Raw genomic sequence first — 24,984 nt, forward strand, 5'->3', positions numbered from 1 at the left:
GGGGAAGAAGATAAACACTGGTCCGTACCAGTTCAAGGGGCCCGTAAAGCACGAATCTCAACCGTTATGCGAGGTTTCGGAGCGACCGATCTGGTCCGGTGCCCACGCTGGGCTGGTCTGGTCGTCCGACAGCAGCGTCCGTGTGTTCGCTCCGGGCTCCGCCGGGGGCGCCGTCCTGATGCGGCCAGCCGACTGAGATGTCCGTCATCTTGCCTGCGTCCTGTTTTGCCCCAGCTTGACCGGGTAACCCGGCGCCGTACCCGAGTTGGACGATGAGGTGGACAGGACATGAAACTCCGGACGGGCCCGATCGCGGGCGCGGCCGCCGGCGCCGGCGGGGCGCTGGCCGCGCTCTCGGCGCGGCGCCTGGCACGCCGTGCCTTGGCCGGGCTCGTCACCCGGCTCGAACGGCGGCTCGACCGTGCGGTCCGGAGCCTCACCGCGAAAGCGGAGCAGGCCGGCCCGCTGGGCAAGGCCGCCCTGGCCGGGGTGAAGGCGCTGCAGGAGGGCAAGTCCCCCTTCCGCGCGCTGCTGAGCTTCGGCTGGACGGCCCTGAAGGAGACCCTCGCCGGCATCTTCGGGCGGGGGCGAAAGGGGAAGCTGACCAACATCGTCGAGCAGATCGACGTGGGCGCGCCGCGCCGGCTGGTCTACGACCAGTGGACGCGGTTCCAGGACTACCCGTCCTTCATGAAGAAGGTCGTCAGCGTCGACCAGGCCGACGAGGCCAGGCTGAACTGGAAGGCCAAGATCTTCTGGTCGGCGCGGACCTGGGAGTCGACGATCGTCGAGCAGGTCCCCGACGAGCACATCGTGTGGCGTTCGAAGGGCCCCAAGGGCTACGCCCACGGGTCGGTCAGCTTCCACGAGGTGACGCCCGACCTGACCCGCGTCCTGCTCGTCCTGGAGTACCACCCCGTCGGCCTGTTCGAGCGGACGGGCAACCTCTGGCGCGCCCAGGGCCGCCGGACCCGGCTGGAACTGAAGCATTTCCGCCGCCACGTGATGACGCAGGCGCTCCTCCACCCGGACGAGGTGGAGGGCTGGCGCGGCGAGATCCGCGACGGCGAGACCGTCACCAACCCCAAGTGAGGAAGCGGAACATGGCACGCGCAAACCCGATGGGCAAGCTGCCCGTCGGACAGATCGCCAAGAGGCTGCCGATCGGTGGGCGCAAGCGCTCGTCCGGTCTGAGCGCCATCACCAAGGCCCTCCCGGGCGGCCGGGCCATCGGCACCGCCGGCGGCGTCCTGCTCGGCGCGGGCGCGGCCGTCGCGGCGAGCCGGGCCATCGCCGGCAACCGCGGCGCGCAGGGCTCCGACCAGGGCGACGAGGAGCAGCCGAAGGCCTCCGGCGCCAAGAACGGCGCCAAGGACGAGAGCGAGAAGGACGCCAAGTCCGGCGCCAAGGACGAGGCCAAGGCCGACGCCAAGAAGGACGACGCCAAGGACGCCAAGGACGCCGGCAAGGACGAGCAGTCCGACGGCAAGGGCAAGGGCATCTTCGGCAAGCTCAAGAACATCCTGCCCGGCGGCGGCAAGGGCAAGGGCGGCAAGGGCGGCGGGAAGAAGGTGAAGGTCACCAACATCATCGAGCACACCGACATCGGTGCGCCCGCCCGCCTCGTCTACGACCAGTGGACGCAGTTCCAGGACTACCCGTCCTTCATGAAGAAGGTCATCAGCGTCGACCAGGCCGACGACACCAAGCTGAACTGGAAGGCCAAGATCTTCTGGTCGGCGCGCACGTGGGAGTCGACGATCGTCGAGCAGGTCCCCGACGAGCACATCGTGTGGCGCTCGAAGGGCCCGAAGGGCCACGTGGACGGGACGGTCAGCTTCCACGAGCTGTCGCCGAACCTGACCCGCGTCCTGGTCGTCCTGGAGTACCACCCGCAGGGCTTCATGGAGCGGACCGGCAACATCTGGCGTGCCCAGGGCCGCCGCGCCCGGCTGGAACTGAAGCACTTCCGCCGGTACGTGATGACGAACTCGCTCACCCGCGCGGACGAGATCGAGGGCTGGCGCGGCGAGATCCGCGACAGTGAGGTCGTCCGGACGCACGAGGAGGCCATGGAGGAAGAGGAGAAGACCGGCAAGGGCGGCTCCGCGACCTCCAAGGACAAGGGCTCGGAGAGCGCCAAGGACTCCAAGGACTCCGACGCCAAGGCCTCCCGGAACGGCCGGAGCACCCGGAGCTCCTCCTCCGGCACCTCCCGCAACGCCAAGTCCGAGGACCGCGAGGAGGAGTACGAGGAGGCCCGCTGACCGGCGGCCGGCCGGTCAGCGGATCAGCCGGGCCAGCTCGACGCGCGAGCGGATCCCGAGGCGGGTGAAGACGTTGCGGAGATGGTGGTCGATCGTCCGCGGGCTGAGCAGCAGGCGCGCAGCGATCTCCCGGTTGGTCGCCCCCTCGGCGGCCATCCGGGCGATCTGCGCCTGCTGCGCGGTGAGCTTGCCGAAGCCGCTCGCCGCCCGCGGCGCGGTCTCCCCGGCGGCGCGCAGCTCGGCGCGGGCCTGCGCCGTCCACGGGGCGGCGCCGTAGCGCTCGAAGACGCGCAGCGCGGCGCGCAGGTGCTCGCGGGCGGCACGGGGACGCCGCCCGCGCCGCAGCCTGTGCCCGAACAGCAGCTCCGTGCGGGCCAGCTCGAACACGGCGTCTCCGGCCTCGTGCAGGCGGAGGGCCTCGGTGAAGTGCTCCTCGGCCTCGCCGTCGCAGCCGGCCAGCAGGGCCAGGCAGCGGCGGGCGAGCGCCTCCGGTCCGGGGGGTGAGCCGATCCCGTCCACCCAGCGGCGGAAGTGCTCGTAGGCGGCGGCCGCCGCGTCGTGCTCGCCGGTGCGGACCAGCGCCTCGACCAGGTGCGGGACGGCGAGCAGCCGCGCCGGCGGATGCGCGAGCCCGGCGCCGCCCGGCAGCCGCAGCCGCGCGGCCGCGTCGGCGGGCCGGTCCGCGGCGAGGTCGAGGCACGCGGGCGCCCAGGACCCGAGGGCGCCCGCGCGGGCGAGGCCGCGCTCGTCGGCGGTGCCGGTGAGCTGCTCCAGCAGCTCGCGCGTCCTGGCCTCGTCTCCGTTGAAGGAGGCGGTGAGCGCCAGGGTGGCGAGCTGCTCCGTGGCGTGCCCGTGCAGGTGGGTGGCCCGGGCGAGGCGCAGGCCGTCGTGGCAGGCGGCGATCGGTGCGGGGGGATGCCCGAGGAGGACCTCGCAGCGCCCGGCGGCCACCAGCGCGAACGACTCGGCGGGCACGTCGCCCGCCCGCCGGGCCGAGGCGACCGCCGCGGCCGTCAGCGCGCGGGTGCGGCGGGCGTTCCCGAGCGAGAGGGCCGAGAGCGCCGCCCACACCTGCGCGACCGGGTCCGCCACGTCCGTGCCGAGGCGCTGGGCCTGGTGGAGCCGTTCGGCCGCCTCCCGGTACCGGCCGCGGATCGTGGCCGCGACCCCGGCGAGGTGGGCGAGCAGCAGCTCGGTGCGCGGGCCGGTCCGGGCGAGGCCGAGCGTGCCGGCGCGCTCGGCGATCTCCAGGTGGGCGCGGCGGTCGCCGGCGGCGTCGGCGGCCTCGGCGGCCCACATCAGCGCGTCCAGCGCCGCCTGCGCGTCGGTCCCGGCGAGCCGCTCGGCCGCGTCGCGCAGCCTCCGGACCGCCGTCGCGGGGGAGCCCGCCGCCGCGTCGATCTCTCCGCGCAGGGCGGCGGCGCGAGCGGCGCGGTGCCCGTCGCAGGCGCGCGGGCGGACCTGCCGGAGCATGGCGCGGGCCCGCCGCGACCGCCCGCTCGCCCAGGCGTCCCCGGCGGCGGACAGGTACCGGTCCGTCCGCGCGCCGTGCTCGACGGTCAGCGCCGCGGAACGCTGCCACATCCGCCAGGAGTCGGCGTACCGGCCCGCCCTCCTGGCCGCGTCCGCCGCCCCCGCCAGCTCGGCGGCGAGCCGGTCGTCGGGTTCGCCCGCCACGGCCGCGCGGTGCCAGAGCCGCCGCGGCCGCTGCCACTCCTGGACGAGGGCGCCGGCGAGCAGCGTGTGGGCGTCCTGCCGCTCCTCCCGCGAGGCGTCCGCCCACAGCGAGGACCGGACGAGCCGGTCGCGGACCGCGACCCCGTCGCCTTCGAACCGCAGCAGTCCCGACTCGCGCGCGGCGTCGAGGTCGCCGTCGCCGACGCCGTCCGCCCGGGCGGCCCGCGCCATCGTCGCGGCGCCGAGCCACTCCTCCGCCGCGGCCATCAGCACGAGGCGCCGGGCCCCGGAGGGCAGCGCCAGGTAGCGGCGCCGGTGCAGGGCGCGCAGGGAGCTGGACGGGGGCAGCGCCCGCGGCGGCGGCGCGGCCCCCGACAGCTGCCCGGGGGTCAGCGCGGCGGCCAGCTCGCGGATCGCCAGGGGCCGGCCGCAGGCCAGGTCGACGATCTCCTCGATCAGGTCGCCGCCCGCCGAGCCGTCCAGGTCGCTGCCGAGGGCGTCCCGCAGCACCCGCCGGCCCGCGTCCTCGGCGAGGGGGCCGAGCCGCAGCCGCCGGACGCCGGCGAGCGCGCCGGCGTCCGGTTCCCCGTCGCGGGCGGCGAAGAGCACGGCCGCGCGCTCGTCCGCGACCCGCCGTGCCGCGAAGGCGAGCACCTCCAGGGACCTGGCGTCGAGCCAGTGGACGTCGTCGGCCCAGCACAGCACGGGCCTGTCGCGCGCGACCCGGCCCAGCAGCTCGCACACCGCCGTGGACAGCACGAACGAGTCGCCGCGGGGCGCGCCGTGCAGGATCGTTCCGAGGGCGTCCCGGTGCGCCGGCGTCAACCGCGCGACCTGCTCGGCCAGCGGCCGCAGCAGCCGGTGGAGCCCGGCGTAGGCGACGCCGGACTCGCCGGGGACGCCGGTCGTGCCGAGCACGCAGAAGGCCGTGCCCGCGCCGCGTGCGGCGGCCTCCAGGAGGGCCGTGCGGCCGGCGCCGGCCTCCCCGGTGACGACCAGGGCTCCGCCGTGCCCGTCCCGGGCCCGGCCGAGGATCTCCTCGACCGTCCGGAGGTCGCGTTCGCGCCCGTGCAGCTGTTCGTCCGTCATGCCGGTCCCTCCTAAGCGGGGAGCCTCCCTCGCCCGGAGCCGCGGGAGGGAGGCTCCACCGGGCGGGATCTCAAAAGGGAAGGGGACCCCGAGTCAACACGGGCGCCCGGCACGGGTCCAGAGCGACTTCCGGTTTCGGGGACGCGGCGCAATCCGGACCGGCGCCCGTTGTGAGCGGCCACAGTGTCGCCGTCCCTCGTTGGCCCGTGCGCCGCCGCGGGTGGCACGATGAGGCCCCCGCGTTGTGCGGGAGCGCCAGTGCTGGAGGTGGCCCGCGATGAACGTCGGCCAGGTGGACGCCGATCGCACGATCATGCGCAAGGCGGTGCTGCGGCTCGCGGACCGGCTGCCCGACCTCGCCGACCGGCTCACCGCCGAGATCCTGTCCGGTGACCGCGGCGACCGCGACGACGCGTTCCGCCACGACGTGTGGGAGATGTGCCATACCGGGCTCGGGCACGGCTTCAAGACGATCCTGGACCCGGACCGGGGCCGCGCCGACCTGGAGTGGGCGCGGCGGCTCGGGCAGCGGCGCGCGCACCAGGGGCAGCCGCTCGACCAGCTGCTGCGCTCCTACCGGCTCGCCGGGCGGGTGTTCTGGGAGGCCGTCGTCGAGGTCGTCGGCCGGCACGACCCGGAGAACGTCGCGGCGCTGATCCGGCAGGCGACCCGCACCTGGGACACGATCGACCAGCAGTCCGGGGCGGCGGCCGCCGCCTACCACCGCACCGAGCTCGACCTCGCGCGGCGCAGCGAGGAGCGGGTCCAGGCGATCGTGGACGCGCTCCTGGAGGGGCAGGGCGCCGACGGCGGGCTGCTCGCGACCGCCACGTCCGTCCTCGGGCTGCCCGCGACCGGCCGCTACGCCGTGGTGATGCTCGGCGCGGAGGGCGGCTTCGGGGACGGCGTGAACCGGCGGCCCGGCGACACCGGCGGGATGCGGTTCATCTGGCGGCTGCGCACCGACGCCCAGGTCGCGCTGGTCGCGCTCGGCGCCGCCGAGCTCGACGCACTCGTCGACGCCGTCCGGCCGTACGCCCGGTCGCACGCGGGCGTGAGCCCGGTCGTCGGCAGCCTCGCCGAACTGGGCGGCGCCCGCTGGTTCGCCGAGCTGGCGCTGCGGACCTGCCGCGGCCCCGGCAACCAGATCGCCCGCCTGGACCGCCGCCTCCCCGACGCCCTCGTGCTGTCGCAGCCGCGCCTCGCCGGGCGCCTCGGGGAGGTCGCGCTCGGCGGGCTCGGCGGCGTCGACCCCGGGTTCCGGGACGCCCTGCTGACGACGCTGGAGACCTGGCTGGAGTGCGACGGCTCCGCGGCCCGCGCGGCCGACCGGCTGTTCTGCCACCGCAACACCGTCCTCAACCGGCTCCGCAGGATCGAGCGGCTCACCGGGCGGACCCTCGCCCGGCCCGGCGACCTGGTCGAGCTCGTCCTCGCGCTGAGCGCGCTGCGGCTGCACGGCTCCGGGGACGGCGCGCCCGGCCCGCACGCCGAGGGGCCGCCCGCGCGGGGAGGCGGGCGGCCCGTCCGGTGAGCGGGGTCAGGAGTTGGGGCAGGTGTCCCGGTACTCGGAGATGGTGGACGCGCGGGGCGCGGGGCACAGGAACTGGTCGTAGCGGGTGTCGTTGTCGATGTACCGCTTGAGCCAGGAGATGCTGTACTTCGCGATCGTCGTGTTCGAGCTGTTGGGGGCGGTGTGGCCGGCGCCCGCCAGCTCCAGGTACGCCTTCTCCGACGACGCCGGGATGCTCTCGTAGAACGGCTCGGCGTGCGAGGACACCGGGGCGACCGCGTCGGACTGCGCGCCGATGATCATGGTGGGGACGCGCACGTCCGAGAAGTTCTTCTGGGTGTCCCACGGCGTCAGCGGGATCGCGGCCTGCAACTGCGGGCGGTCCTCGGAGGCCTCCAGCGACCCGCCGCCGCCCATCGAGTGCCCCATCACGCCGAGCCTGGTCGCGTCGATCCGGCTCCGCACCCCGCTGCTCCGCGTGAGGTAGTCCAGCGCCGCCCCGAGTTGCCGGGCGCGGCTGTCCGGCTGGTCGTACCGGCTGAGGGTGTTGATCGTGAAGATGACGAAGCCCTGCGAGGCGAGCCGCGGGCCGTACCAGGCCATGCTGCTCTGGTCGGCGGTGAAGCCGGGCGCCACCGCGACCGCGCCGAAGGTGCCCTCGGCGGTGCTGGTCGGGTAGTAGATCGTCCCGCCGCCGAAGCCGGAGACGGCCGAGGCCGGGACGCTCGTCTGGGCCGTCGCGAACGGGCCGCGCGCCGCCTCGATGCTCTGCTGCGTCGGTGCGGGTCCGCGCTCGTAGGGGTTGTCGGCGGCCTGTGCGCTCTGCACGGCCTGGGGGGCGGTGAGGGCCGCCGCGGTCAGCACCGCGGCGAGCACGGTCTTCGCCGCGCGGGGGGTGGGGGAGGACACGTGGATCGCTCCTGTTCCTGGGAGCGGAGCCGGTCACCCGGCTCCGGAAGCGGGGCGGAGCCGGGTGACCGGCTCCGGGCGCGCACATTGTGACGCGGGCCACGCTCCCGGGCATCGGCGAAATCGCCGGTCATCCCGTGACGGTCGCCCTGACCAGCCGGAAGAAGTCGAACGGCCGCAGCGCGTCGTCCCGCCGCCACAGGCGCGCCGGGACGGCGTCCCGCACGGTCACGTTCTCGGCGACCTCGAACCCGTGGACGGCCAGCAGCGCGTCGATCTCGGCGGGCGCGAACAGGGAGCGCTGGGGCTCGCCGCGCTCCCGGACGACCCGCGCGGCGATCTCCGCGTACGCGTCGCCCTCGGCGTCCCGCAGGCCGTCCGGGAGGGCGTAGTCCAGGACGAGCTCGCTGCCGGGCGCCAGCTGGGCGATCGCCTCCAGGGTCCTCGCGACGGCGGCCCGGGTGAGGTAGTAGCTGACGCCGAGCCAGCCGACGAGCGCGGTCCGCCCGAGGTCGAGCCCGGCGGAGGCCAGCCTTTCCACGGGGTCTTCGGTCTCGAAGTCGACGGGCACGAAGACGACGTTCTCCGGAACCGGTATTCCGGCCGCCTCCAGCAGCCCTTTCTTCCATTCCTGCGTCGCCGGGCGGTCGACCTCGAAGACGCGGACTCCGGGATCGGCGCGGTACCCGTAGGTGTCGAGCCCCGCCCCGAGGACGACGTACTGGCCGTGCGGGCCGATCCTCCGCTCGGTGTACCGGCTGCGCACCGTCGTGATCGCCCTGGTGCCGGCCAGGATGATGTGGTCGCCGTGCGTGCGGTGGTAGCCGATCATCTCGGCGGCGAGCGCGCCGACCAGCCGGGGCGCGACCGCGTCCTCGAACACCGCCGGCGCGCCGTCGGCGACGAGATGCGCCGCCCGCGCCGCCGCCGAGGAAAGCGCCGTCGGGCTGGGTTCCGCCTCGTTCATTTCCGCTCCCTTTCTCGATCGAAAGGGAGCTTACGGCAGACAATTATCAGCATATCAGAACAAAATAAATTATCGATAAATGCGGCATTGCGGTTTCGGTGCCGCCCGCGGGGTTCGAAACCGCCCGTACCGGCTCGTACCCTGGCACCCGCCGCCGTGGCCCGGACTCGCGGGCGCGGGCGGCGGGGACGGCGGCCCTCAGAACGGGAGACGGGGGCCGGGAAGCGGGGGACGGGTGGCAGGGGCGGTACCGGGGCCGCGGTCGGCACGGGTGATCGTCGGGGTGGTGCTCGCCGCGTTCGCGGGCGTGTACGCGCTGGCGGCCCCCTCGCGGACGGAGGGCGCCGCGCGGGCGGCGGCGGCGACCGCCCTCGTGGTGGTGGTCCTGCTGGCCCAGTTCGTCCAGGTCGTGCCGCGGTGGCGGAGGCGGCGCGGTGGCTGGGGCCTGGCGGCGCAGGCGGCGGCCGCCTACACGGGCGTCATCGCGTTCGGGACGTCGGCCGGGATCCTCGGCTTCGTCGTCGGGACGCTGCTGCTCGCGGGCGCCTGGCCGGCCGCCGCGTGCGTCCTGGCGAGCGCGGCGCTCGCGGACGCCCTGCGCGGCGGCGCGAGCGCCGACGTCACGATCAGCTGCCTGCTGACCGGGCTCGTGGTCTACGGGCTGGTGCGGCTGGCGGACCGGGCGGACGACGTCGCGGCGGCCCGGCTGCCCCTCACCGTGGCGGCCGTGGAACGGGAGCGGCTCCGGATCGCGGCGGAGCTGGACGGCGGGCTCGGCGACGGCCTGCGGGCGATCTCGGCGGGCAGCCGCCGCGCGCTGGACCGGCCGGAGGACGTCGCGGACGTGCTGGCGGTGGCCAGGGAGTCGCTGAACAGGGCGCGCACCGCCGCGGCCGGCCTGCGGAGCATGTCGCTCGCCCCGGAGATGGCGGCGGCGCGGGCGCTGCTGGAGGCCGCGGACGTCCGGGCCGAGGTGCGCGAGGGGCACCGCGAGCCGCTCGGCCCGGCCGGTGCGCTGCTGGCGACGGTGCTGCGCGAGGCGGTCACGGACGTGGTGCGCGCCGGTTCCGCGCGCACCTGCCTGATCGCGACGTCGGAGCGGGGCGGCCTCGTCGGGCTGCGCGTGGTCAACGACGGCGTCCGGACGGCCGAGCGCGGCGCGGACGGGCTGGAGGCGGCGGCCGGACGGGTGCGCGCGGCGGGCGGGACCTTCGCGACCGGGCTGGACGGGGACGGCCGGTTCGCGGTGGAGGCCGCCGTCGCGGCGGGGGAGCGCGCGGTGAGCCTGCCCGACCGGACGGCGTACCGGCTCTCGCTCGCGCTGCTGGCGGCGGTCCTGGCGGGGTTCTCCGTGAAGGGGCTGCTGCTGGTTCCCTGGGGGCCGCTGTGGCCGGCCGCCGCCGCGGGGCTGGCGCTGATCTCGGCGGTGCAGCTGCTCTGGGCCGGGCGCGGGCGGCCCCGGTGGTGGCCGCCGGTCCTGGCGGTGATCTGCTTCGCTCCCCTCGCCGTCTTCGGGAAGGCGTGGCTGGGCGTCGCCGGGTTCCTCGCCGGGACGTTCCTGGTCGGGCTCCCGGCCTGGGCCGCCGTTCCGCTGGTGGCGGCGTGCATGGCGGCGACCGGCGTCGCCGCGCGGGCGCTCGGGCTCGGCACGGCGGCCGTCGCCAACTACGTGATCAGCACGCTGGTGACGGGGCTGGTGGTGTTCGGGCTCGTCCGGCTGGCGCGGCTGGTGCGGGACCTGCGGGCTGCCGGGGACGAGCTGGCGCGGGCGGCGACCGTCCAGGAGCGGCTGCGCGCCGCCCGCGACCTGCACGACCTGCTGGGGCACAGCCTGGCCGCGATCCTGCTCAAGTGCGAGCTGGCCCGCCGGCTCGCCGAGGCGGACCCGGACCGCTCCCGCGCGGAGCTCGCCGAGGTCGTCGGCATGGCCGAGCAGGCCCGCGCGGACCTGCGCACCGCGACCGGCGGCGACGCCGATCTCGCGCTGGACGGTGAGGCGGCGTCGGCGCGGTCGGTGCTGGCGGCCGCCGGGGTCGAGGTCGAGACCGTCCTCGGGCACCCGGTCCTGGACGGGCCCGTGTCGGCGGTGCTCGGCACGGTCCTGCGCGAGGCGGTGACCAACGTGCTCCGGCACAGCGCCGCCACCCGCTGCACCATCACGACCGGACGGGACGGCGACACCGTCTGGCTGGTCGTGGAGAACGACGGCCTCGACCCGGCGGCTCCCCGGACCGCCCCCGGCGCCGGGATCGGGAACCTGACCACCCGGCTCGCCTCGGCAGGCGGAACGCTGACCGCCCGCGCCGACGGCGAGGGACGCTTCCGCCTGGAGGCAAGAGTCGGCTAGAGCCTGTCTCGAAGGGGCCTCGGCCACGCGCGCGAACGCGTGACCTGGCCGGTGGAGCGAAGCCGGAGGCGAGCGGAGCCGGGCAGATCGCGAAGCGATGCCGCGTTCCCCCAGGCCCGGTCACGTAGCGAGCCGCCAGGCGAGCGAAGTGGGCCGGGACTGTGAAAATACAGGCTAGAGCCAGCCCGCCTCGCGTGCGATGCGTGCGGCGTCGGTGCGGTTGCGGGCGTTGAGCTTGGTGACGGCGGCCGTCAGGTAGTTGCGCACCGTCCCGGCCGACAGGTGGAGGCGCCCGGCGATCTCCGGGGCCTCCGCGCCCTCCGCCGCGAGCCGCAGCACGTCCGTCTCGCGCGGGGTCAGCGGGTTGTCGGCGAGGTCCCAGGCGGTGAGCGCGAGGTTCGGGTCGAGGACGCGCTCCCCGGCGGCGACCTTGCGGATCCCGGCGGCGAGCTCGTCCGGCGGCGCCGTCTTCAGCAGGAACCCGCGGACGCCCGCCGTCAGGGCGCGGCGCAGGTGACCGGGCTTGCCGTGCCCGGTGAGCACCAGCGTCGCGATGTCCGGGACGGCCTCGCGCAGCGCCGCCGCGGCCGCGAGGCCGTCCAGCCCCGGCATGTCGATGTCGAGCACGGCGACGTCGGGACGGGACGAGCGGGCCGCGGCCAGCACCTCGTCCCCGCGCTCGACCTCGGCGACCACCGCGAGGTCGGGTTCGAGCGCGAGCAGCGCGGCGAGAGCGCCGCGCACCACATGGTGGTCGTCGGCGAGGAGCACCCTGATCACGGCCTATGTCTACCAGCCGCCGGGACGGCGTCACGACCGCACCCATGACGAGGTCACGGGTGGCCGATGATCTCCTCTCTGGTGGCCGGAAGCGCAGGTCACAAGACTGGTCTGCATGAACGACGCGGTCCGCATGAACGCGGTGAGCAAGGTCTACGGACGGGGCAGGGGAGCGGTGGCGGCGCTGCGAGAGGTGACGGCGTCCCTTCCGCGGGGGCGCCTCACGGCGGTGATGGGGCCGTCCGGCTCGGGCAAGAGCACGTTCCTGCACTGCGCCGCCGGTCTCGACACGCCCACGTCCGGCACGGTCCGGCTCGGGGACACCGAGCTGTCCTCCATGAACGAGACGAAGCTGACCGAGTTGCGCAGGCGGCGCGTCGGCTTCGTCTTCCAGGCGTTCAACCTGGTGCCGTCGCTGACCGTGGAGCAGAACATCACCCTTCCGCTGCGCCTGTCGCGCACGCGCCCGGACAAGGCGTGGCTCACCGAGGTCGTCGCCCGTGTCGGGCTGGCCGACCGGACCGGGCACCGGCCCGGGCAACTGTCCGGCGGGCAGCAGCAGCGGGTCGCGATCGCGCGTGCCCTGGTGACGCGCCCGGACGTCGTGTTCGGGGACGAGCCCACGGGCGCGCTCGACACGATGACGGCGCGGGACGTGCTGACGCTGCTGCGCGAGACCGTGGACGGCATGGGCCAGACGGTGGTGATGGTCACGCACGACCCGGTTGCCGCCTCCTATGCCGACACGGTGCTGTTCCTGGCGGACGGACGGATCGTCGACGCGATGGACGCTCCGTCCAGCGACAAGGTCGCCGCCCGCATGACCCGGCTGGGGGCGTGGAAGTGATGCTCGGAATCGTGCTCGGCACGCTGCGCCATCGCAAGGCGGGCTTCGCGGGAGCGTTCGCCGCGCTGCTGTGCGCGGCCGCCCTGGTCTGCGCGTGCGGCATCCTGCTCGACACCGGCCTGCGCGGCTCGGTCGCGCCCGAGCGGTACGCGGGGGCGCCGGTCGTCGTCACCGGCGACCAGTCCGTCCACAAGGTGATCGTCAAGAAGAAGGGCAAGCGCAAGCACAAGGCCAAGCCGCTCGCCGAGCGCGTGTGGCTGCCCGCCTCCGTCGCCGCGAGGGTCCGGGCGGCGGACGGCGTCCGGGGCGTCGTCACCGAGGTGACGTTCCCCGCCGGGATCGGCGCCCCCGAGGACGGCCGCGAGGCCTGGGGCCACGGATGGGAGTCGGCCGCGCTCACCCCGTTCACCCTCCGCGAGGGACGCGCCCCGGCCGCGGACGACGAGATCGTGGTCGACGCCGCCACGGCGCGGGACCACCGCCTGCGCCCGGGCACGGCGGTGCGGGTCGAGTCCGCCGCCCCCGGCACCTACCGCGTCGTGGGCGTGACCCGGCAGGCGCTCGCGCACCAGAGCGCCGTCTTCTTCTCGACGGCTCAGGCGGCCCGCCTGTCCGGACGCGGCGGCATGGTCACCGCCGTCGGCGCCCACGGCCCCGCCGGGGCCGTCGAGGCGGCCGTGCGCGGCACCGGGGCGACCGTCCACACCGGCGGCGACCGGGGCCGGGCGGAGTTCCTCGGCGCGGAGAAGGCGCGCGTCAAGCTCATCTCGATGGGCGGCGCCCTCGGCGGGACGGGCCTGCTCGTCGCCGTCCTCGTGGTGTCCGGGACGTTCGCGCTGTCGGTGCGGCAGCGGGAGCGGGAGATCGCGCTGTTGCGGGCGGTCGCCGCCACGCCGCGGCAGGTCCGCCGGATGATCGGGGGCGAGGCGCTGCTGGTCGGGCTCCTCGCGGGACCGCTCGGCGCGGCGGCCGGCGTGCCCCTGGCGTTCCGGCTGCGGGACGAGTTCCGCGGCCTCGGCGCCCTCCCGCCGAACCTGGACCTGGTCGTCGGCCCGTTCCCGCCGCTCGCCGCCGCGCTCGCCGCGGTCCTGGCCGCGGTGGCGGCCGCCCGGATCACCGCCCGCGGGGCGGCCCGGGTCCGTCCGGTCGAGGCCCTCGGCGAGGCGGCGACGGGCCGCGCCCGGCTCGGCGCCGTCCGGATCGCGGCAGGTGTGGCCGTCGCGGCGGGCGCCGCCGCGCTGACGGTGCTGCTGGCGCACCTCGACACCGAGGCGGCGGCCAGTCCGGTGACGATGCTGACCGCGATCGTCTGGACCGCGGCCGTCGCGCTCCTCGGCCCCGCCGTGGTCCGGGCCGCGATCGCCGTGCTCGCGGTCCCGCTCCGGGGCCTGCCGGGCGGCGGCCACCTGGCGGCGGCCAACCTCGCCGCCGCCGCGCGGCGGCTGGCGTCCGTGGTCACCCCGCTGACGCTGATGATCGGGCTCACCGCGACGATCCTGTTCGTGCAGACGACGATCGGCCACGCCGCGACACGGCAGGCGCGCGAGGGCACGGTCGCCGCGCACGCCGCCGGTCCCAGGGTCCCGCACGGCACCGCCGAGCGGATCCGCCGGACGCCCGGGGTGACCGCCGTGACCGAGGTCCTGCACGGCACCGTCCGGGTCGGCCTCGAGAACTACGGCGTCCAGGGCGTCACGCCGGAGGGCCTCGGCCGCACCATGGACCTGGACGTCCGGGCCGGGTCCCTCGACCGCCTGGACGCCTCCGGGGTCGCGGTCAGCACCACCGCCGCCCGGCGCCTCGGCGTCCGGCCAGGCGACCGGCTGCCGCTCACCCTGGGCGACGGCACGCCGTTCGCGCCCACCGTGATCGCGGTCTACGGGCGCGGCCTCGGCTTCGGCGACCTCACCGTCGACCGCGACCTGCTGGCCGCCCACGTCGACGACCCCCGCGGCACGCTGCTGATCGCGGGCGCCCCGCCGCGCGGTCTGCCGGTCGCGGACCCGGGCGCGCTCGCCGAGGCCGGCCCGGCCGCGAACGCGGAGGTCGCCTACGTGGCCATGGGTCTGATCATCGCGTTCACCGCGATCGCCGTGGTGAACACCCTCGCGATGGCCACCGCCGGCCGCTCCCGCGAGTTCGCGCTGCTGCGCCTGGTCGGGACGACCCGGCGCCAGGTCATGGCGATGCTCGGGTGGGAGACGCTGGCCGTCGCCGTGATCGCCGCCGTCCCCGGCACCGCGATCGCCCTCGCCACGCTCACCGCGTTCGGCGCGGGCATGACGGACGGCCCTCCGTACGTCCCGCCGCTCGGGCACCTGGGCGTCCTCGCCTGGGGCCTCCTGCTCGCCGCGGCCGCGACCTTCCCCGCCGCGCGCCTCGCCATGGCCGCCCGTCCGGCCGAGGCGGTCGGCGCCCGCGAGTGACGCCGGTCAGGCGCGGGCGCGGGTGGTGCCCCCGTTGACGTGGAGGATCTGGCCGACGAGGGTCGGGAGGCGCTCGTCGGCCAGGAACGCGACCGCCGCCGCGACCTCCTCGGGCGTCGCGATCCGGCCGAGGGGCGCCTGCGCCGCGTACCGGGCGCGGATCTCCTCGGCGCTCACCCCCGCGGCCGCCGCGTCCACCTCCAGCAGCGGCGTGTCGATCGCGCCCGGCGCGACGGCGTTCACCGCGATGCCGAGCGGGGCCAGTTCGAGGCCGAGCGACTTGGCCAGGGCGATGACGCCCCCCTTGGACGCCGAGTAGGCGCTCGCGTCCGGCCACCCGATCACGCCCCACTCGGACGCGGTGAACACCATCCGGCCGCCGCCGCGCTCGACCATGCCCGGCATGACGGCCTGCGCGCACGCGAACGTCCCGCCGAGGTCGATGTCGATCGTCCGCCACCAGCCTTCGAGATCCTCCGCTCCGGTGAACGGGGCCATCTCCAGCCGGCTCGCGCAGGTGACGAGGAGCGCGATCTGCCCGCCCGTGCGGCGCTCGACCTCGGCCACCATCGCCGTCACCGCGTCCGGATCGGAGACGTCGGCCGGCGCGGCGACGCCGTTCAGCTCGGCGGCGAGCCCGGCCACGTCCCGCCCGGGAAGGTCGTTCAGGGCGACCAGGCGGCCGCCGGCCGCGAGCCGGCGCGCCACGGCCGTGCCGAGCCCGCCGGCCGCCCCCGTGATCAGCGCGATCGTCATCAGAGCACCGTCCCGGCGTTCGGGGAGAGGACCTCGCCGGTGCAGAACGTGGCGTCCTCGATGACGTAGGCGACGACGAGCGCGACCTCCTCCGGAGACGTCAGCCGGCCGGCGGGAGCGCCCTGCAGGTAGGACGGCCTGCGCCAGGGCGAGTCGGGCGGGAGCATCGGCGTGTCGGTCGGGCCGGGCGCCACCGCGTTCACCCGGACCCCGGACGGCCCGAGCTCCGCCGCCAGCGACCGGACGAACCCGATCACCGCGCCGGTGGCCGCCGAGTAGTGCGCCTCGGCGCTCGCGCCGCCGACGGCGAGGTGCGAGGCGAGCGCCACCACGGCGCCCCGGCCGCGCTCGGCCATCCCCGGCACGACGGCCGCGCACACGTTGACCACGCCGCCGAGGTGCACCCGCAGCATCCGCCGCCAGTCGGGCCAGGCGATGTCGGACACCGGGACGATCGCGTGGTGCCCGGCCGCGAACACCGCCGCCTCGATCGGGCCGAGCTCCCGCTCGATCCGCCGGACGGCCGCGCGCACCTGCGCGGGTTCCGCCACGTCCACGCTCACCGAGTGGTCGGCGTCCGGGGCCCGGCGCAGGTCGAGCCCCGCCGTCCGCCAGCCGCGCCCCGCCAGCTCGCGCACCAGCGTGGAGCCGACACCGCCGGCCGCCCCGGTGACGAGCGCGACCCGTCCCCGCATCCGATCACCTCGCAACAGTCGCAGAGCACCAGGCAAACCCGGCATAACTGCTGGTGACAAGCGTCATGGGGATTTCTTGGCCGAACCCACCGCGGCGCGCCCGACCTTTCGTGCACTTGCCCAAAACACGGTCACGGGCACGGGACGGCGCCCGGACGGGGTGAGAGGGTGAGGCTGTGACCAGCGAATCCGCGCTGCCGCACCCCACCGTCCGGCAGCTCCTCGAGGTGCCGCGCTTCCGGCTGCGCCTGGTCGCCGGGCAGGACGGCCTCGACCGCCCGGTCCGCTGGGCGCACTCCACCGAACTGCCCGACCCCGGCCCCTACCTGCGCGGGCACGAGGTCGTGCTGACGGTCGGCGCGTCGCTGCGGGACGCGGGCGCGTGCGCCGCGTTCGTCGACTCGGTGAAGGCCGGCCGCGCGAGCGCGATCGGCTACGGCGTCGGCGACGTGACCGACGCCGTCCCCGAAGAGCTGCGCGACGCCTGTGACCGCGTCGGCCTCCCGCTGCTGGAGGTGCCGCCGGAGGTCCCGTTCCTCGGGTTCACCGAGTGGTTCGCCGAGCGGCTCGCCTCCGCCGGCGACGAGCGGCACGAGCGGGAGGAGACCGGGCGGCTGCTGCGCATGGTGCGCGACGGTCTCGCGTCCGCCGAGGCGCTGCGCCCCCGGATCGACGACGCCGGGCTCGACCACGCGTCCCTGCTGGTGATCGCGATGGACGGCGCGGCCGAGGACGAGCTGCCGGGCGTCCTCGGCGTGGACGACGACAGGGCCCTGCTCGTCACCAACGACGCCCACGCCTGGAGCGAGCCCGCCGGCGTCGGGAGCCCGGGCCCGCTGGAGCACCTGCCGGTCTCGCTCGCCGAGAGCCTCACCGCGCTGGACGCCGCGCGCCGGAGCGGCGGGGTCGTGCACGCCGCCGACCTCGCCACCTTCCAGGCCCTCCTGGGCCGCCTGGAGCAGCACCAGCTGGCCCCGTTCGTCGAGCAGATCGGCCGGCCGCTGAGCGACTACGACGCCGCGCACGGCACCCGCCTCACCGAGACGCTGCGCACCTTCCTGGACATGGGCGGCGCGGTCGGGGCGACGTCGCGGGCCCTGTTCCTGCATCCGAACACCCTGCGCCACCGGCTGTCCAGGATCGAGTCGCTGACGGGCCGCGACCCGATGCGGTTCGACGACCGGGTGGCGCTCGCGATCGCCGTCTGGGCGGGCCGCTGAGGACCGTTCCCCGGCCGGGCGCGTTCCAAATCGCCTGATATGCACACTCTTAGGGCATTTAACGCCTTCATTCATGAAGGCGGCTCGGTTCGGTGAAATCTCGGCAAAGCGGGAAAGTGGATTTCCGGTCGGCCGGCCCGGCCCACGTTGATCACCTTCGTCACACCAGGCGCACGCGCAACGCCGATTTCCGCGTTCTGACCACCCTGCGTATTCATTATCGTCCCGAATCGGTCGGTGGACAGGTCCGAATTCCACTTTTCCGGCCGCTCTTGGGGTGCGGGGTCTAAGTTTGCCGCGAGAGGTGCCCGTACCTGCTGGAAGGAGCGTCAGACATGACGGATACCACCCGGGGCCCGGGAAAGGGAGCGGACGCCAAGATCAACACTGACGTTCCGCAGTCGGCGCGGATCTGGAACTACTGGCTCGGGGGGACCGACAACTACGAGATCGACCGGGTCGCCGGCGACCACTACGTCGGGCTCTACCCCGGCATCGTGGAGATCGCCCGCGCGGGCCGCTACTTCATGGACCGGGCGATCCGGTTCCTGGCCCGCGAGCGCGGGATCCGCCAGTTCATGGACTGCGGGACCGGCCTGCCCACCGTCGACAACACCCACGAGATGGCCCGGCGCGCCGCCTCCGACGCCAAGGTCGTCTACGTCGACAACGACCCGCTCGTCCTCGCGCACGCCCGCGCCCTGATGAACGAGGGCCGCACCTCCTACATCGACTGCGACCTGCACGACCCGAAGACGATCATGGACCGGGCCTCGGAGCTGCTGGACCTGTCCCGGCCCGTCGGGCTGATGATCATCGGTGTGCTGGGGCACATCGTCGACCCCGACGAGGCGTACGACGTCGTCCGCGGGCTCATGGACCCGCTGCCGTCCGGCAGCTACCTCATCCTGCACGACTCCACCGACGAGAACGAGAGGTTCAACGCGGCGCAGCGCGCCTACGACGAGACCGGCGCGATCCCGTTCCGGCTGCGCAGTCCCGAGTTCATCCGCGGCTACTTCGACGGTCTGGAGATCGAGGAGCCGGGCCTGGTGACGAGCGGGGCGTGGCGGCCCGAGGTGGGGCCGATCGAGGGCGAGAGCCTCCCGACCAGGTGCGGGGTGGCCCGTAAACCCTGACGAGCCGTGCCGGGAATCGCCTCCGGGGTCCGGGCCGCGTGGCCGGGACGGTAGGTAACATACGGTCTTATCTCCGACGCGCAGCGTGAACTATAGTCGGAGCGGTCGTCCATGCCGTCTTCCGATGAGGAGTCCCCCTTGGCCTCCGTCACGATCACCGGCAGCACGAAACCGCCGTCGGCGCGGAGCGCCCCGGCCGGTGCGGCCCGCGCGCAGGGCGACCCGTTCGTCCCGCGCATGCTGCTCGGCAAGCGGCTGCGGGAACTGCGGGAGGGGGCCCGGCTGTCCCGGCCCAGGGCGGGCCTGGCGGTCGGCGCCTCCGAGTCGAAGATCGCCCGGCTGGAGCTGGGCCGCACCCGCGCCAAGCCGGGCGACGTCGGCGGCCTGCTCGACCGCTACGGCGCCGAACCCGACGAGCGCGCGACCCTGCTCGCCCTCGCCGAGCAGACCGGCGCGCGGCCCTGGTGGCACGGCGACGGCGACATCGTCCCGCGCTGGGTCCGCGACTACCTCAGCGCCGAACAGGCCGCCAAGCTGGTCCGCACGTTCGAGGCCCAGTTCGTCCCCGGCCTGCTGCAGACCGAGGACTACGCCCGCGAGCTGGTCCGCGGGCCGAGGCCCGAGGACGAGGCCGAGGTCGAGCGGCGCGTGGAGTTCCGGATGCGGCGCCAGCGCGTCCTGCGCCGCAGGCCGCGCCCGCTCAACCTCTGGGTCGTGCTCGACGAGGGGGCGCTGTGGCGCCCCGTCTGCGCGCCCGCGACGATGCGCATGCAGATCCTGCACATCATCGAGCAGTGCCGGCGTCCGAACGTCACCATCCAGATCGCGCCCCTCGGCATCTCCGGCCAGATCGCCGGCGACGGCTCGCTCACCCTCGTCCGGTTCCCGCAGCAGGGCCTGCAGGACATGGTCTATCTGGAGCGTCCCGACAATGCCGTCTACCCGACGCGGCGCGCCGAGATCGAACACCACTGAGCTCTTTTCAACGTGATGCGGTCTCGCGGAGTTGAAGGGTGTGGATGGCTTTGGCGAGGCGGCCGGCGCGGTGGGGGCAGCAGCGCAGCTTGCGCAGGATGCGCCATGACTTGAGCTGGGCATTCGCGCGTTCGCCGGGTCCGCGGAGCCTGGCGTGTGCACGGTTGGCGTCCTTTTGCGGTTCGGGCTTGTCGCGTCCCTTGTAGGGCGTGAGGATGTGCGGGCCGGCGCCCTGGTAGGCCTTATCGGCCAGCACCGGCAGGCCGGTGGCGGCCAGTGCCCGGACGACGCCCCAGATCCTGGCCGCGGCCAGGTCGTGAACTGACCCGCGCAACGGTCCCGACACCCACAGCAGGCTCCCGTCCGGTGCGGCGATGACCTGGAGGTTCATGCCGTGGCGGCGGTGTTTCCCCGAGTAGTAGGGCCGGTCGGCGGCGACCCGGTCGATCGAGATCAAGGTGCCGTCCAGCAACAGGTACGGCAGGCCGTCCTTGACCGCTTTGGCCAGCGCCGCGCCGAGTTTGGGCGCGTGGGCGGCCAGTACGTCGACGGTCTCGTTGATGTAGCGCCATGCGGTGGTGGTGGAGACGGCGAATCCGGCGCCCAGTTCGGCGTAGGTCTCGCCCTTACGCAGGTAGACCAGGGTCATCAGTGCTTGCATGCCCGGGGGTAGGCGCCGGCCCTTGCTGCCGATGGCCCTTCGGTGGCGGCGGACCACACCGGTGGCGTAGGTCAGGGTCTGACGCGACAAAGGCAGCGAAGCACGGTACAAAAGCATGCGAGGCCTCTGGTGGGGACGGGGGTTGTGAGAGATCAACCGTCCTACCAGGGGCTTCTTGACGTCCGGCATCGTCCACGCCGTCCGCGATCATGCTGTGACCAGCGCCTCCGAAGCTGCCGCTGAAAAAGGCTCACTGGCACATTTTCAACACCCTGGTGACCGAGGCGGCACCGCCCGAGCGGACGCCGCACCGACTCGCGCAAATCCTCGCCACCTACTGAGCCGCCACTCGTTCTGCCGCTGATCACTCGGCGCTCCGATTTCCTGTTCCCGCGTGACCACTTCCGGCCTATATTCATAAAGGACGGTAATTCGGGAGGCTCGGCGCGGCCGATCGGGGACGTACGCATCATGGGCCCCGTCGACGTCCATGTTTACCGGCCGGTCACCCGGTTAACGGGCATCGATGTACGCCCCCGCGCCGCCACCGCCCCAGGGGGAACGCCATGTCCGTCAGCGAGCGTCTGTGGAACGCCACCGAGGAACGCCGGGCGAGGACCGAACTCCAGTCCGGGGAGAACTTCCCCGTCGCCTCCCGGCTGCTTCCCGCACGCCACCGCGCGCACCTGCTGAACGTGTACGGCTACGCCCGGCTGGTCGACGACATCGGCGACGAGGCCCCGCCGGGCGAGCGGGCCGGCCTCCTCGACCTCGTCGAGCGCGACCTCGACCGCGTCTACGCGGGAGAGCGGCCGGAACTGCCCGTGCTGCGCGACCTGGCCGGGACGATCGTGGCCCGCCGCATCCCCGCCGAGCCTTTCCGCCGCCTGGTCCAGGCGAACCGCCAGGACCAGGAGGTCACCCGGTACGCGACGTTCGACGACCTCCTCGGCTACTGCGCGCTGTCCGCCGACCCGGTCGGGCACATCGTCCTGCACGTGTTCGGCGCCGCCACACCGGACCGGCTGCGCCTCTCGGACGAGGTGTGCACCGCCCTGCAGATCATCGAGCACTGCCAGGACGTCGGCGAGGACCACCGCAACGGGCGCGTCTACCTCCCCGCGGACGACCTGCGGCGGTTCGGCTGCACCGAGGACGATCTCACCGCCCCGGCGACCCCGACCCGGCTGCGCGGCGTCGTGGCGCTCCAGGCGAGGCGGGCGCGGCGCATGCTCGACGAGGGCGCCGCCCTCACCGGAGGGCTCCGGGGATTCGCGCGGGTCGCCGTCGCCGGATACGTCGCGGGCGGGCTCGCCGCCCTCGACGCGCTGGAGCGCGCCGCCTACGACGTCCTGCCGGGCCCGCCGCGGCCGAGGAAAGTGCGGCTGCTCGCCGAGTGGTCGCGGACGATGGGAAGGAGAAGGGCAGCATAGATGGACGCATCCACCGCCTACCGGCACTGCGAGAGCGTCGTACGCTCCCAGGCGCGCAACTTCTCTTACGGGATCCGGCTGCTTCCCCCGCCAAAAAGGCGAGCCCTCAGCGCCGTGTACGCGTTCGCCCGGCGGATCGACGACGTCGGCGACGACCACGGCGCGCCCGTGGCGGACCGGCTAGCAGCGCTCGCGGACGAGCGCGCGCGGCTCGCCGACCTCGGCGCCCACCCCGGCGACCCGGTGCTGGTCGCGCTGGCCGACGCGGCCCGCCGCCACCCGATCCCCCTCGGCGCGTTCGGCGAGCTCATCGACGGCTGCGAGGCCGACGTGCGCGGCGAGGCCTACGACACCTTCGACGACCTCCTCTGGTACTGCCGCTGCGTCGCCGGCTCCGTCGGCCGCCTGTCGCTCGGCGTGTTCGGGACGGCCGACCCCGCCGCGGCCGCGCCGCACGCCGACGCGCTCGGCGTCGCGCTCCAGCTGACCAACATCCTCCGCGACGTCCGGGAGGACGCGCTGAACGGCCGCGTCTACCTCCCCGCCAAGGACCTCGCCCGGTTCGGGTGCACCCTGGAGCGCGACGGGACGGGACGGACGACCGACGACCCCGAGCGTTTAGCGAGCCTCATCCGCTTCCAGGCCGACCGGGCGGGACGGTGGTACGCCGACGGCCTGAAGCTGCTGCCCATGCTCGACCGGCGCAGCGCCGCGTGCGCGGGCGCGATGGCGGGCATCTACCGGCACCTGCTGCGGCGCATCACGGCCGACCCGCTGACCGCCCTGGAGACGCGGACGTCCCTGCCCGCCTGGGAGAAGGCGACCGTGTCCGCCCTGGCGATGGCCGGGATCCACCGGTGAGCGCCCGCGACGGCGGCCCGGCGGAGGTCGCGATCGTCGGCGGCGGCCTCGCCGGGGTCACCGCCGCGCTGGCGCTCCAGGAGGCCGGGGCCCGCCCGACGATCTACGAGGCGCGTCCACGGCTCGGCGGCGCCACCCACTCGTTCTCGCGGGACGGGCTGACGGTCGACAACGGGCAGCACATCTTCCTGAAGTGCTGCTCGGCCTACCGGGGGCTGCTCGCCCGGCTGGACGCCCTCGACAGTGTCCGCGTCCAGGACCGCTTCGACGTCCGCGTCCTGGCCCCGGACGGACGCTCCGGACGCTTCCGCCGCGCGGCGCCCACTGCGCGGCTCCGCCGTGTCAGGGCCCCGGGGCCGCTGCACCTGCTGCCCGCGCTCGCCGGGTACCGGCTGCTCGCGCCGTCCGACCGGCTGCGGGCGGTCGGCGCGGCGCTGGCGCTCGACCGCCTCGACCCGGCCGACCCGTCCCTCGACCGGATCAGCATGGGCACCTGGCTCGCCGAGCACGGCCAGGGCCCCTGGGCGCGCGAGGCGCTCTGGGAGCTGTTCGTCACGGCCGCGCTCAACGCCCGGCTGGACGGCGCCGCGCTGGGTTCCGCCGCGTTCGTGTGCCGGACCGCGCTCCTCGGCCGCGCGGACGCCGCCGACATCGGCGTGCCCGCGGTCCCGCTCGGCGACCTGCACGGCACGCTCCCGGCGGCCAGGATCGAGCGGGACGGCGGCCGGATCCACCTGAACGCGAAGGTGACGGCGATCGACGCCGGGCCGAAGCTCGTCGTGAACGGCTCCCCGGTCGGCGCCGACGCCGTCGTCCTCGCCGTGCCCCACCGGGCGGCGGCCGCGCTCGTCCCCGAGGAGGCGGCCCCGGACCGGGCGCGCTGGGGCGGCCTCGGCTCCAGCCCGATCGTCAACGTCCACGTCGTCTACGACCGTCCCGTCCTGCGGGTGGACGGCGCGGACCCGCCGTTCGCCGCCGCGGTCGGCTCGCCCGTCCAGTGGGTGTTCGACCGCACCGGGGTGAGCGGCCTCACCGGCGGCGGCCAGTACCTGGCGGTGTCGGTCTCGGCGGCCGACCGCTGGATCGGCGCTTCCACCGCCGAGCTGCGCGCGGTGTACCTCGCCGAACTGGAGCGGCTGTTCCCGGCCGCCCGCCGCGCCCGCGTCACCGACTTCTTCGTGACGAGGGAACGGCACGCGACGTTCCGTCAGAGCCCCGGCAGCGGCGCGCTGCGTCCCGCGTCCGCGACCCGGCTGCCGTGGCTGTTCCTCGCCGGCGCGTGGACCGACACGGGCTGGCCCGACACGATGGAGGGAGCCGTGCGCAGCGGGCTGACCGCGGCCCGGCTCGTCCGCCGCCACCTGGACCGGACGGCCCCGGGCGAGGTGAGCGGCCGATGACCGCCGTCCCGGCCTCGATCACCGGCGGCCGCGCCCTGGTCGACCGGGCCATGCGCGCCTCCGCGGACCGGCTCGACCCGTGGACCCGCCGCGTCGTCGCCTACCACCTCGGCTGGACCGACGAGAACGGCGAGCCCGCCGCCGCGGGCGGCAAGGCGCTGCGCCCCGCGCTGGCGCTGCTGTCCGCGCGGGCCGCCGGCGCGTCCGAGGAGACGGCGCTGCCCGGCGCCGTCGCCGTCGAGTTCGTGCACGCGTTCTCGCTGCTGCACGACGACATCATGGACGGCGACCGGACCCGCCGGCACCGTCCCGCCGCGTGGACGGTGTTCGGCCCGTCCGCCGCCATCCTCGGCGGCGACGCGCTGATGGCGCTGGCGGAGAACCTGCTCCTGGAGCGGCGGACGCGCGGCGCCCACTGGGCTGCGCGCGCGCTGACCGCCGCCACGCAGCGGCTCATCACGGGCCAGGCGCTCGACATCGGGTTCGAGCAGCGCGACGACGTGGCCCTCGACGAGTGCCTGGCGATGGCGGCGGACAAGACGGGCGCGCTGCTCGCCTGCGCCTGCTCGATCGGGGCGATGCTGGCCGAGGGCCCCACCCGCCTCGTCGCCGGCCTCACCGGGTTCGGCGCCGAGACGGGCCTGGCGTTCCAGCTCGTCGACGACCTGCTCGGCATCTGGGGCAGCCCGGACACGACCGGCAAGCCCGTCCTGGCCGACCTGCGGGCGCGCAAGAAGTCGCTGCCGGTCGTGTACGCGCTGAACGCCGGGCGTCCCGAGTCGCGGCGGCTCGCCGCCCTGTACGCCGACCCCGGGCCGCCGTCCGAGGACGCTCTGCGGGAGATGGCCCGGCTCGTCGAGGCGGCGGGCGCGCGCGACTGGGCCGCCGCCGAGGCCGCCCGCCGCGTCGCCGCCGCCGGGCGCCACCTCGACGACTCGGGCATGGACGGTTCCGTGGCCGCCGAGTTCCGCGACATCGCGCTGTTCGTCACCTCCCGGGACCACTGACCCCGCCGCGTCGGG

General features: G+C 75.0%; 20 protein-coding genes. 13 read left to right on the forward strand and 7 right to left on the reverse strand.

Features of this window, described 5'->3' with window-relative positions; all coding sequences use genetic code 11:
- Positions 1-288 precede the first annotated feature (288 nt).
- Positions 289-1,092 (forward strand): SRPBCC family protein, encoded by an 804-nt coding sequence (locus tag BJY14_RS28070; protein WP_179846344.1) that lies wholly within the window; start codon positions 289-291, stop codon positions 1,090-1,092.
- A gap of 11 nt (positions 1,093-1,103) precedes the next feature.
- Complete coding sequence (locus tag BJY14_RS28075; protein WP_218905610.1) at positions 1,104-2,267, forward strand: SRPBCC family protein; 1,164 nt, start codon at positions 1,104-1,106, stop codon at positions 2,265-2,267.
- A gap of 15 nt (positions 2,268-2,282) precedes the next feature.
- Here BJY14_RS28075 and BJY14_RS46735 read toward each other — a convergent pair whose 3' ends face one another.
- Positions 2,283-5,033 (reverse strand): AAA family ATPase, encoded by a 2,751-nt coding sequence (locus BJY14_RS46735; RefSeq protein WP_179846345.1) that lies wholly within the window; start codon positions 5,031-5,033, stop codon positions 2,283-2,285.
- Between the two features lie 277 nt (positions 5,034-5,310).
- Between BJY14_RS46735 and BJY14_RS28085 the strand changes: the two genes are divergently transcribed.
- Entirely contained in the window at positions 5,311-6,567 is a 1,257-nt protein-coding gene (locus BJY14_RS28085; protein WP_179846346.1) for a PucR family transcriptional regulator, read from the forward strand.
- 6 nt (positions 6,568-6,573) lie between these two features.
- Here the strand turns inward: BJY14_RS28085 and BJY14_RS28090 are convergent, their stop codons facing one another.
- Positions 6,574-7,455 carry a poly(ethylene terephthalate) hydrolase family protein gene (locus BJY14_RS28090; protein ID WP_376770018.1) on the reverse strand — a complete coding sequence of 294 codons (882 nt, stop codon included), beginning with the start codon at positions 7,453-7,455 and terminating at the stop codon, positions 6,574-6,576.
- A 130-nt stretch (positions 7,456-7,585) separates the two neighbouring features.
- On the reverse strand, positions 7,586-8,422 hold the full coding sequence (locus BJY14_RS28095) for a class I SAM-dependent methyltransferase (RefSeq protein ID WP_179846347.1): 837 nt from the start codon (positions 8,420-8,422) through the stop codon (positions 7,586-7,588).
- 271 nt (positions 8,423-8,693) lie between these two features.
- Between BJY14_RS28095 and BJY14_RS47410 the strand changes: the two genes are divergently transcribed.
- A complete protein-coding gene (locus BJY14_RS47410; protein WP_218905612.1) occupies positions 8,694-10,769 on the forward strand; it encodes a sensor histidine kinase in 2,076 nt (691 codons plus the stop codon).
- Positions 10,770-10,943: 174 nt separating this feature from the next.
- Here BJY14_RS47410 and BJY14_RS28105 read toward each other — a convergent pair whose 3' ends face one another.
- Complete coding sequence (locus BJY14_RS28105) at positions 10,944-11,549, reverse strand: response regulator transcription factor (protein ID WP_179846349.1); 606 nt, start codon at positions 11,547-11,549, stop codon at positions 10,944-10,946.
- Positions 11,550-11,664: 115 nt separating this feature from the next.
- Between BJY14_RS28105 and BJY14_RS28110 the strand changes: the two genes are divergently transcribed.
- Both BJY14_RS28110 and BJY14_RS28115 read left to right on the forward strand, forming a co-directional pair.
- The gene (locus tag BJY14_RS28110) at positions 11,665-12,396 is read left to right on the forward strand and encodes an ABC transporter ATP-binding protein (RefSeq protein WP_218905613.1); all 732 of its coding nucleotides are present in this window, start codon (positions 11,665-11,667) and stop codon (positions 12,394-12,396) included.
- A complete protein-coding gene (locus BJY14_RS28115) occupies positions 12,396-14,822 on the forward strand; it encodes an ABC transporter permease (protein ID WP_179846350.1) in 2,427 nt (808 codons plus the stop codon). Before BJY14_RS28110 ends, BJY14_RS28115 begins: the two co-directional genes overlap by 1 nt.
- Positions 14,823-14,828: 6 nt before the next feature.
- Here the strand turns inward: BJY14_RS28115 and BJY14_RS28120 are convergent, their stop codons facing one another.
- Together BJY14_RS28120 and BJY14_RS28125 are read right to left on the reverse strand one after the other, a co-directional pair.
- Positions 14,829-15,578, reverse strand: a complete 750-nt coding sequence (locus BJY14_RS28120) for an SDR family NAD(P)-dependent oxidoreductase (RefSeq protein WP_179846351.1) — start codon at positions 15,576-15,578, stop codon at positions 14,829-14,831.
- Positions 15,578-16,273: an SDR family NAD(P)-dependent oxidoreductase gene (locus BJY14_RS28125; RefSeq protein ID WP_179846352.1), complete on the reverse strand. Its 696-nt coding sequence runs from the start codon at positions 16,271-16,273 to the stop codon at positions 15,578-15,580. Before BJY14_RS28125 ends, BJY14_RS28120 begins: the two co-directional genes overlap by 1 nt.
- 176 nt (positions 16,274-16,449) lie before the next feature.
- On the opposite strand from BJY14_RS28125, the gene BJY14_RS28130 reads away from it, so the two are divergent.
- The 3 genes from BJY14_RS28130 (at position 16,450) to BJY14_RS28140 (ending at position 19,607) form a co-directional block, all read left to right on the forward strand.
- Complete coding sequence (locus BJY14_RS28130; RefSeq protein ID WP_179846353.1) at positions 16,450-17,493, forward strand: PucR family transcriptional regulator; 1,044 nt, start codon at positions 16,450-16,452, stop codon at positions 17,491-17,493.
- A 335-nt stretch (positions 17,494-17,828) separates the two neighbouring features.
- Positions 17,829-18,632 carry an SAM-dependent methyltransferase gene (locus BJY14_RS28135; RefSeq protein WP_179846354.1) on the forward strand — a complete coding sequence of 268 codons (804 nt, stop codon included), beginning with the start codon at positions 17,829-17,831 and terminating at the stop codon, positions 18,630-18,632.
- Positions 18,633-18,770: 138 nt separating this feature from the next.
- Positions 18,771-19,607: a helix-turn-helix domain-containing protein gene (locus BJY14_RS28140; RefSeq protein ID WP_179846355.1), complete on the forward strand. Its 837-nt coding sequence runs from the start codon at positions 18,771-18,773 to the stop codon at positions 19,605-19,607.
- 7 nt (positions 19,608-19,614) lie between these two features.
- Here BJY14_RS28140 and BJY14_RS28145 read toward each other — a convergent pair whose 3' ends face one another.
- Entirely contained in the window at positions 19,615-20,385 is a 771-nt protein-coding gene (locus BJY14_RS28145; protein ID WP_179845595.1) for a transposase family protein, read from the reverse strand.
- Between the two features lie 449 nt (positions 20,386-20,834).
- Between BJY14_RS28145 and hpnC the strand changes: the two genes are divergently transcribed.
- The 4 genes from hpnC to BJY14_RS28165 are packed head-to-tail and all read left to right on the forward strand — an operon-like array spanning position 20,835 to position 24,969.
- Entirely contained in the window at positions 20,835-21,701 is an 867-nt protein-coding gene (gene hpnC, locus BJY14_RS28150) for a squalene synthase HpnC (RefSeq protein WP_179846356.1), read from the forward strand.
- Positions 21,702-22,562, forward strand: coding sequence for a presqualene diphosphate synthase HpnD (gene hpnD / locus BJY14_RS28155; protein ID WP_179846357.1), 861 nt, complete (start codon positions 21,702-21,704; stop codon positions 22,560-22,562). It abuts the gene before it with no gap.
- Complete coding sequence (gene hpnE / locus BJY14_RS28160) at positions 22,559-23,962, forward strand: hydroxysqualene dehydroxylase HpnE (protein WP_312879444.1); 1,404 nt, start codon at positions 22,559-22,561, stop codon at positions 23,960-23,962. Before hpnD ends, hpnE begins: the two co-directional genes overlap by 4 nt.
- A complete protein-coding gene (locus BJY14_RS28165) occupies positions 23,959-24,969 on the forward strand; it encodes a polyprenyl synthetase family protein (protein WP_179846358.1) in 1,011 nt (336 codons plus the stop codon). Before hpnE ends, BJY14_RS28165 begins: the two co-directional genes overlap by 4 nt.
- Positions 24,970-24,984 lie beyond the last annotated feature (15 nt).

This window comes from Actinomadura luteofluorescens (genome assembly GCF_013409365.1).
Lineage (GTDB): Bacteria > Actinomycetota > Actinomycetes > Streptosporangiales > Streptosporangiaceae > Spirillospora > Spirillospora luteofluorescens.

Coding starts and splice junctions, on each gene's coding strand:
- BJY14_RS28085 (WP_179846346.1), top strand. CDS start 5,311: ATGAACGTCGGCCAGGTGGACGCCGATCGCACGATCATGCGCAAGGCG.
- BJY14_RS28070 (WP_179846344.1), top strand. CDS start 289: ATGAAACTCCGGACGGGCCCGATCGCGGGCGCGGCCGCCGGCGCCGGC.
- BJY14_RS28120 (WP_179846351.1), bottom strand. CDS start 15,578: ATGACGATCGCGCTGATCACGGGGGCGGCCGGCGGGCTCGGCACGGCC.
- BJY14_RS46735 (WP_179846345.1), bottom strand. CDS start 5,033: ATGACGGACGAACAGCTGCACGGGCGCGAACGCGACCTCCGGACGGTC.
- BJY14_RS28095 (WP_179846347.1), bottom strand. CDS start 8,422: ATGAACGAGGCGGAACCCAGCCCGACGGCGCTTTCCTCGGCGGCGGCG.
- BJY14_RS28115 (WP_179846350.1), top strand. CDS start 12,396: ATGCTCGGAATCGTGCTCGGCACGCTGCGCCATCGCAAGGCGGGCTTC.
- BJY14_RS28135 (WP_179846354.1), top strand. CDS start 17,829: ATGACGGATACCACCCGGGGCCCGGGAAAGGGAGCGGACGCCAAGATC.
- BJY14_RS28110 (WP_218905613.1), top strand. CDS start 11,665: ATGAACGACGCGGTCCGCATGAACGCGGTGAGCAAGGTCTACGGACGG.
- BJY14_RS28125 (WP_179846352.1), bottom strand. CDS start 16,273: ATGCGGGGACGGGTCGCGCTCGTCACCGGGGCGGCCGGCGGTGTCGGC.
- BJY14_RS28145 (WP_179845595.1), bottom strand. CDS start 20,385: ATGCTTTTGTACCGTGCTTCGCTGCCTTTGTCGCGTCAGACCCTGACC.
- BJY14_RS28075 (WP_218905610.1), top strand. CDS start 1,104: ATGGCACGCGCAAACCCGATGGGCAAGCTGCCCGTCGGACAGATCGCC.
- hpnD (WP_179846357.1), top strand. CDS start 21,702: ATGGACGCATCCACCGCCTACCGGCACTGCGAGAGCGTCGTACGCTCC.
- hpnC (WP_179846356.1), top strand. CDS start 20,835: ATGTCCGTCAGCGAGCGTCTGTGGAACGCCACCGAGGAACGCCGGGCG.
- BJY14_RS28165 (WP_179846358.1), top strand. CDS start 23,959: ATGACCGCCGTCCCGGCCTCGATCACCGGCGGCCGCGCCCTGGTCGAC.